This is a genomic window from Rhizobium sp. LjRoot30, assembly GCF_964253915.1.
In the GTDB taxonomy this organism is placed as follows: Bacteria; Pseudomonadota; Alphaproteobacteria; order Rhizobiales; family Rhizobiaceae; genus Metarhizobium.
Map to the genome: position 1 here is coordinate 1 of NZ_CAXUSG020000035.1, position 8,532 is coordinate 8,532.

The 8,532-nt window shown below is 53.2% G+C and carries 6 protein-coding genes; 1 reads left to right on the forward strand and 5 read right to left on the reverse strand.

What is annotated here, in order from left to right; genetic code table 11:
* Positions 1–133 precede the first annotated feature (133 nt).
* On the forward strand, positions 134–2,245 hold the full coding sequence (locus tag ACSQ3I_RS27820) for a DEAD/DEAH box helicase (protein WP_436004398.1): 2,112 nt from the start codon (positions 134–136) through the stop codon (positions 2,243–2,245).
* A gap of 54 nt (positions 2,246–2,299) precedes the next feature.
* On the opposite strand, the gene ACSQ3I_RS27825 is transcribed toward ACSQ3I_RS27820, so the two are convergent.
* From ACSQ3I_RS27825 to ACSQ3I_RS27845, 5 genes are all read right to left on the reverse strand, one after another.
* Positions 2,300–3,064, reverse strand: coding sequence for a sulfite exporter TauE/SafE family protein (locus tag ACSQ3I_RS27825; protein ID WP_436004400.1), 765 nt, complete (start codon positions 3,062–3,064; stop codon positions 2,300–2,302).
* Positions 3,065–3,104: 40 nt separating this feature from the next.
* Entirely contained in the window at positions 3,105–4,118 is a 1,014-nt protein-coding gene (locus ACSQ3I_RS27830; protein WP_436004402.1) for an ABC transporter permease, read from the reverse strand.
* 34 nt (positions 4,119–4,152) lie between these two features.
* Entirely contained in the window at positions 4,153–5,688 is a 1,536-nt protein-coding gene (locus ACSQ3I_RS27835) for a sugar ABC transporter ATP-binding protein (protein WP_436004404.1), read from the reverse strand.
* 81 nt (positions 5,689–5,769) lie between these two features.
* On the reverse strand, positions 5,770–6,696 hold the full coding sequence (locus ACSQ3I_RS27840; protein ID WP_436004408.1) for a sugar ABC transporter substrate-binding protein: 927 nt from the start codon (positions 6,694–6,696) through the stop codon (positions 5,770–5,772).
* A gap of 366 nt (positions 6,697–7,062) precedes the next feature.
* Entirely contained in the window at positions 7,063–8,226 is a 1,164-nt protein-coding gene (locus tag ACSQ3I_RS27845; RefSeq protein ID WP_436004406.1) for a Gfo/Idh/MocA family protein, read from the reverse strand.
* Between the last annotated feature and the right edge of the window lie 306 nt (positions 8,227–8,532).

An 8,532-nucleotide genomic window follows, 5' to 3' on the forward strand; every position in this document is an offset into this window, starting at 1 on the left:
AGCTAGCTAAGTCAGGGACCGTCCACAAATACAAGGACATTACGTTTCACGTAATTCTAGTCCCGGTCCGTAACAAAAAAGAGATTGTTACAGCTTTCACGAAGCAAGCCAAGCAGCTCAAAGGCGATTGAAGATGAGCGTTTTCGATACTTGCCAGGAAATCAACGATCACTTGAACCGCCGTGATGACGTCGCTGCGAGAAACAGCCTTATAAAGCTACTGCGTGACATGAAGGAGAAAGGCGAAGCCTACCCGGAAGTCTTGAACCATCTGATCCGGACCACCGGGCTCTACCCATACATGGAAATCGAAGCCGGTTCATGGGAGCAACGATATGTACACGCCGCTTTCGAGGTTGATGTGGGGGATGGGCGCGCTACTCTTCATCGAGAGCAATCGCTGGTCCTTGGAAAGCTCGTCAGGGGAGCCAACCTAGCGGTAAGCGCTCCTACAAGCTTTGGTAAGAGCTTCATTATTGACGCGTTTATCGCATTAAACTCTCCCAACACCGTCGTCATTATTGTTCCAACTATCGCACTGATGGATGAGACGCGCCGAAGGATTTTCAAGAAGTTTTCCCGCCGGTACAGCATTATTACCGCGCCAGACACGGAGCTTGGTGAACGCAATATTTTCATTTTCCCGCAAGAAAGGGTGTTCGGATATCTTAGCAAGATTGAGAAGATCGACCTTCTTGTCGTAGATGAATTTTATAAAGCAAGCAGGGTTCACGACAAGGAAAGAGCGCCTTCGCTGATTAAAGCGATCATTAAACTATCCAAGAAGTCAGTTCAGCGGTATTATCTCGCGCCGAACATCAAAAAGCTCACGAGCAACGTCTTTACGGACGACATGGAGTTCCTCGAACTTCTGGATTTCAACACCGTTTTCCTTGAGAAGCACGAATTTTATCAAGAAATCGGCGGCGATGAGGGTCGCAAAGCCGACAAGCTTATCGAGCTTATTAAGCCAAGAACTGCCAAATCGTTGATCTACGCGGGCACCTACGCAGACATCAACCGCGTGACGAACATCGTCAAGAAGGATATGGATGTCGTAGACCGACCCCATACGATTCATTTTTCGAAGTGGCTACGGGAGAACTATGTCCGCGACTGGACGCTCGCCGACCTCGTCGAACGCGGTACAGGCGTTCATAACGGCAGTATGCATCGTTGCCTTAGCCAGATACAGATTAGGCTGTTTGAGCACGAGCACGGGCTAGATAATATCGTTTCAACGTCATCGATTATCGAGGGCGTCAATACATCGGCTCAGAATGTCATTATCTGGCGGAGCAAGATCGGCAGCTCTAAGCTGAAAAATTTCGCCTACAAGAACATTATCGGGCGCAGCGGACGAATGTTCAAGCACTTTGTGGGAAACATATACCTGCTCGACGAGCCGCCGAAGGACGAAGATGCCCAACTGGAGATCGAGTTTCCGGAACAAATTCTTGGCGACTTGGACGAAGAGCAAGACGGTGACAGGCTGACGCCAGAGCAGCTGGACCATATTATCGAATACAGGCGCTCGATGTCAGACATTATCGGCGAGGAGGAATTCGCACGCCTGCGGCGTGACAATGTACTATACGACAGCGATTCGGAGTTTTTGCTGCATCTTGCGACGGACATGTACAACCACCCCGAGGAGTGGAACGGCTTTGCATTTCTGAATTCGGATAATCCCCAGCACTGGGAGCGGATGCTCTACAAGCTCATGAACTTTAAGAGCACGGGCTGGGAAAGCCGGTTCAGCCATATTGTCGCTGCAACGAAGGCAATGTCAGAGAACTGGCGCTGGCACCTATCCCGGATACTCGACCAACTTTCGGATGATGGCATCGGCATCAACGACTTCTTCAAGCTTGAGCGCACCATAACCTATAAGCTTTCAGCTTTGGTCAGCGATGCGAATGAACTGCACAAAATTATCATAAACCGCGATGTTGATGTTTCCCGCTTTATTGGAAGTGTGAGCCGCGCCTTCCTGCCGGGACCTGTGTACTCTCTTGAAGAATACGGCTTGCCGCGCATGATATCGAAGAAAATTCATCGGAGTAAGCTGATGGATTTTACGACACCAGATTTCGGATTAAACCAGGCTATCAAGCAATTTCAGGATATAGGTCTCGACCGCATGCTTAAGGTCGCCTCACTCACTCCATTCGATAGGTACGTGCTGAAGTTCTTTTACGATGGGATCACTCCCTCCGAGCAACGCCTATCAGCAATTGCCTGACGAACGCTCCCTCCTGCATCGGGCCGGGTTTTGCAGCATCGAGGCCCACTGCTCCTACAGAAAGCTGGCGAGACCATCCCAGATCAACATAATCGCTACCGCTGCTACCGATATGTAAGTCAGCGGGTAAAAAATCGAAGCCGTCATTCGGTGGACTGCCCATGCACCCAACCAAGTCGATACAATTGCCAAAGGCATCATGACGGCTGCGCGGCCTAGGTTCTGCGGACCGAACTCCCCCAACGCGGCATAAGGGATGAGCTTTATGGCGTTTGTGATCGCGAAGAACATCACATTGACACCTGTGAAGACCTTCGGATCAAGCCTAAGCGGCAGAAGGTACACCTGCAGTGGTGGTGACCCAGCATGAGCGACGAAACTGGTGTACCCTGCCAGCAGCCCCCAGAAGCGGGCGGCTATCGGCCTATGTGACGGAACGGCTGCAGCAATTCTCCTGGCGAAGACAACGCGAAGAACAAACAACGCCGAAACCGAACCAACAATCAGGCGAATAACCGCGTCGGAAGTTATCTCCGCTGTCAGCCACCCCAATCCGATACCGACGATTGCTGCGGGCAGAAGCTGCCACATAATCTGCCAGTCGACAGACCTTCGCCAGGCGACAACACCGACAACGTCCATCACAACGAGGATAGGCAGCAGGATAGCAGCCGCCGTAACAGGTGACATTACGAGAGCCATAAGCGGAACACCCAGCAGGCTCATTCCGCCTAGGCCGCCTTTCGAAAGACCGACCAAGAAAACTGCTAGAGCTGTGATCACCAGCTCCAGAGGAGTATTGAAGAGTCCGAAGCTCATTTGCTCCTCTGGCATTTTCTACGAACTGGGAAGTTAGGAATTACCCTTTCTTGACCCGAGCCTTCTGCCGGTAGACATCGGTTACAACAGCTCCAACAATGATCAAGCCTTTGACGATTTCCTGGTAGAAGGCATCGACCCTGAGGAACGTGAAGCCGGACATCATCAGACCAAGTATGAGAGTGCCGATAACCGTACCGAAAATTCGCCCACGCCCACCGGAAAGCGATGTTCCGCCAATAACAGCAGCCGCGATAGCGTCCAGCTCGTACATCATGCCCATACCGGCCTGTGCGGTCTCTGCACGGGCGGCGGTCACCAGACCCGCAAGACCCGACAGCAATCCAGCAATTGCGTAAACCTTTACGAGGTGAGCCTGGACGTTAATGCCCGAAACTCGGGCTGCTTGAGCGTTCGCCCCGATAGCGTAGGTAAACTTGCCATAGCGGGTGTAACGAAGAGCGATGTGGAAGGTAATCGCAACGAGAAGGAAGATCGCAACTGGCCATGCGCCGGAACCGATGCTCGCAAAACTCTCAGTTGGAAACGAGACTGGCTGGCCCTTTGTGTACCATTTGGCAATTCCGCGTGCGGTGACCATCATGCCAAGCGTCGCGATGAACGGAGGGATTCCGGTGAATGCGATCAAGGCCCCGTTTATGATACCGGCGACCAATCCCAGTCCCAAACCAATCGCAAGAGGGACAATGACCGGCAGATCAGTAAGGGCTGGATAAATTGCTCGGGCGAACTCGCTAGTTTGAGCAAAGCTCATCGCAATCATGGCGGTCATGGCAACCACGGAGCCTGAGCTAAGGTCGATGCCGCCCGTTATAATGACCTGGGTCACGCCGATGGCGATAATGCCGACGACCGATACCTGCAGAATCATGATCGTGAGACGCTGGGGGTTGCCAAGGAAGCTTTGTCCCTGGACGAACCAACCAATCAGTTCAAACGCCAATGCGACGCCGATGAGAACCGTCAGGATATTCAGCTCCTGCGGCAGTTTCCGCCTGTGCTCCACAAGAGCCTCCGATTGTACATTTGCCATTACGATTCCTCCTCGACCTTTCACTTGCCCGGCATTAGCGCGCGGCAAGTTCCATGATTTTCACCTGGTCAGCATCGGCCCGATCCAGAATCCCAGTCATGTGTCCCTCATGCATGACGAGGATACGATCTGACATGCCGAGCACTTCAGGCAGCTCGGATGAGATCATGATGACTGCGACGCCTTCCTTGGCGAGGTTTGAAATCAAGCGATGGATTTCCGCCTTGGCACCGACATCAATGCCGCGTGTCGGTTCGTCCAGGATGAGAATTTTCGGCTTAGTCAGAAGCCAGCGCCCGATAAGGACCTTCTGCTGGTTGCCACCTGAGAGATTTTCGATGCGCTCTTCGAGGTTCGGAGTTTTGATCCGCATTGCCTTCTTCATCTCATCGCAGAGTGAACGCAGGCCCCGCTCATCAACGTAACCCATCTGCGAATGACCGTTGTGAAGCGCGGCAATCTGCATGTTCTCCAGGATGGTGAGTGGCAGGAAACAACCAGTTTCCTTTCTATCCTCGGTCAAGAGGGCCATTCCTTCGCGCATGGCGATTGCAGGAGAAGCTACGTCGACCTGGCGACCATTTATGCGAATCGTTCCAGATGTTGCAGGAACCACACCGAAGATTGCTTCCGCCACGTTTGAACGTCCTGAGCCGACAAGACCAGCAACGCCAAGAATCTCGCCGCGATGCAATTCAAAGGAAATCCCTTGGAAGACACCAGCGACAGCCAGGTCTTTAACCTCCAGGATAACATCGCCGATCTCCGCTTCCTCTTTGGGAAACATGCTGGTGATCTCGCGGCCCACCATCATCCGAATGATGTCGTCACGGGTGACAGCGGTGCTGGCATGGGTGCCAACATATCGCCCGTCACGGAAAACAGAGAATTCGTCGGCGATCTCGAATAGCTCGTTCATTTTGTGCGTGATGTAAACGATACCGATGTTTCGCGACCTGAGATCGCGGATGATCTCGAAAAGATGCTCAACCTCGGATTCTGTAAGCGCCGATGTCGGTTCGTCCATGATCAACACGCTGGACTCATAACTGACAGCTTTGGCGATCTCGACCATCTGCCGTTGAGCGACCGTCAAAGTGCTGACTTCTGCCACCGGATTGATCTTGATCTTGAGCTGATTAAACAGTTCGCGTGTGTTCGCGACCATGCGCGCGTGGTCGATAAGACCGATAGCGTTTTTTGGCTCTCGCCGAATCCATATGTTTTCCGCAACGGTCATCGAAGTCATCAGGGCAAGCTCCTGATGGATCATCGCAATGCCCTGCTCCAAAGCATCGCGCGGACTCTTCAGACGGATTTCCTCTCCGCGAAGCCGCATCGTGCCTGCATCCGGCGTGTAAACACCGGCAATGATTTTCATAAGCGTAGACTTGCCAGCGCCATTTTCGCCCATAAGGGCATGAACGGTGCCAGGGCGGAGACGAAATTCGACATTATCCAGCGCTAAAACGCCCGGAAACTCTTTGCGCGCGCCCTCGATCTCAAGGATATATTCGCCTTGGTTCGCCTTGAATTTCTCAATAGCGTCTAAGGTGGCTGTCGAAATCATATTTTTCCTCCGGCCTTATCGGTTCATACCCGCATCGGGTAAGGTAGCGGCGATCCCACGTAGGGATCGCCGCACACCCGATTAGTTGCTTGCCTTGTACTGGGCGACGTTAGCCGGAGTGACCAGTTCGAACGGGACCGGAACCTTCTGCTCGTACTTCTCGCCGCGAGCAATCTTCAGAACGGTATCGAGCGAACCTTCGCCCTGTCCCTTGGCAGACTGATAGACCGTGACATCGAGATCACCGGCTTCCATTGCGGCGAGAGCGTCCTGCGTTGCATCGACGCCGCCGATGATGACATCCTTCATGTCAACGCCAGAAGCCTTTAGAGACTGAATGGCACCGAGCGCCATTTCATCATTGTTGGCGAAAACGATAGCGGGCTTGATGCCTGACGTGGTCCAGTTCGTCATCAGGTCGAGCGCCGGAGTGCGCATCCAGTTCGCAGTCTGCTGATCCAGAACCTTGATACCTTTGCAGGCGTCGGATTTCAGCACGCGCTCGACTGCCGCAGTCCGGCCACGTTGGCCGGTTGTGCCCAGCTGGCCCATGAGGATGACAGCATCGCCCTTGCCACCAGCAAGCTTGCAAATCTCGTTGCCCTGCAGTTCGCCTGCCTGCTCCTCGTCAGAGCCAACCCATGCCTGCTTGTCGGGGAATGTGTCCATGTTCGCCGGAAGCATGTTGACGAAGACGAGCGGGATGCCTGCTTTTTCAGCGATCTTCGACATCGCCTTGCCGGAGTCGGCATCAACCAGCATGGTGATGATGCCGTCAACGCCTGCTGCCACGAAATTTTCGATTTGGGACTGCTGGCGAGCGATATCGCCCTGGGCGTCTTCCATCTGAACTTCGACGCCAAGGTCCTTGGCGTGACGGTCGATGTTGTTGCGAAGAACCGTCAAATAGTTGTCGTCGAACAAGGACATTGCGACGCCGATGGTTTCAGCATGGGCTGCACCAGCCATCAGAGCGCAGAATGCAGTGGTCATTGCGAACTTTTTCATCATGAGATTTTCTCCTCCGTTAAATCTCTGCGTTTCAGAAGCCAGTGCATGCACAAATGTCAGTCCTCCCCTCGGGCCCACTGAGGACAAAGCTTCGCCATGGCAAAGCACGGATGCGCTTGCCTCAAAGCTCAAATTGTCTCTCGATAGGCCTAGCTCGGCTCTGTCATACGCGGAGCAAAGAACCCCGCAGCTTCTCTCCCAGCGAGGGTGTTACCCCGTCGCATGGTCAACATAGACGTGACAGATTTATTTTGCAACAAAAATTGCAGATGATTTTAAACGGCAATATTTTTTCCCGAATAGGGCCAGTCTGCGGAGACCTTGTGGGAGCTTCCAAATCTGGAAACTCCCTTGGGATTTAAGTCACTTAACCTGTTGGATGGCGACCCACTGTCCACCACCCTGGTTTGACTCGATTGCCGCCTGGATAAAAGCTACGCCCGCCGCACCTTCAACAAGGCCGGGATAATGGAGACCCTTGTTGGAGCTGTCTCCAGCCTTGTTGGCTTCAATCGCATCGGCTATTTCCTCGTACAGGTTACCCCAAGCATCGGACAAAGCTTCGGGGTGCCCGCGTGGGATATGGACGAAGCGCTCAGCATCGGCGAGAACTCCGGCTCCATGCCCGCGTGAAATACGGATGTGTGGCTCGTTAAATGGTCGATGCTGGACGTATTCCGGATTTTCCTGGTCCCATTCCAGCGTTCCCTTGGTACCGGAAATCCGAATACGCAGGCCGCATTGAGCGCCAGCGAGCGCTTGCGAAATCAACAGCGTTCCGGGCACTCCACCTTCAAACCGGCACATCATGAAGGCGCTGTCTTCAAGTGGCTGTTCAGCGCCAAGTGTGTGGAAGTCGGCCCTCAATTCAGTCATTCTCAGGCCGGAGACAAACTCGGCAAGGTGGTGAGCGTGCGTCCCGATATCGGCAGTTGTTGCGGCTCCGCCAACCTTGGCGGGGTCCTGCCGCCACGGCGTACCAGACCACGCTTGGCCCGGCGGTAGCAGCGCCATCTCCTGGAAGTATTCCACGTGCACTTGGGTTACAGGTCCGATGACACCTTCTCTGACCATTTGGCGCGCCTGGCGTACCATCGCGTGCGATGCGAAGGAGTATGTAACAGCGAAAATGACACCCGTTTTGCGCTGGAGAGCTAGCAGTTCGCAAGCTTCCTCAAACGTATTGACCAAAGGTTTGTCACAGATGACGTCGATTCCCGCTTCCATAAACGCTGTCGCGACGGGAAAGTGAAGGTGATTTGGAACCGTGATGGCAACCGCATCGATGCGATCCTCTCGTGCGCCTTCCTCCTGCACCATCTGCCGCCAACTGGAGTAGATGCGATCCTGGCTTAAACCCCATTCGAGACCAGAAGTCCGTGCAACGTCGGGACGAGACGACAATGCACCTGAAATAATGTCCCACCGGTCCGAAAGACGCGCGCCTCTTGCATGTACCCGCCCAATGAAGGCACCTTGACCTCCACCTACAACCCCTAATTTCAAGCGTTCTCGCTGTTTGCTCATTGTTTCCTCCTTTAAAACGTGGCCATAAGAGGACAAAATGTTTCTTTCTGCAATGAAAATTGCTGAAATTAGAATATCGATTATTTTGTTGCTTATACGGGCGCATTAGCCCCGATTGTTAGAGTTAGACGGGTGATCCCTGGGAATCGTTTCTGACCCGGTGAAATACCACCTTTTGTTCTTGAAATGTTCCAATCGTCGATTTATTGTCTTTAGCTATGTTGAAGGATGATTTTCTCCGGCAGGAATACGAGCGAATATGCGCGTCTGGCGACTACGTGTACTCGGCTTGGCGCGAGAATATTA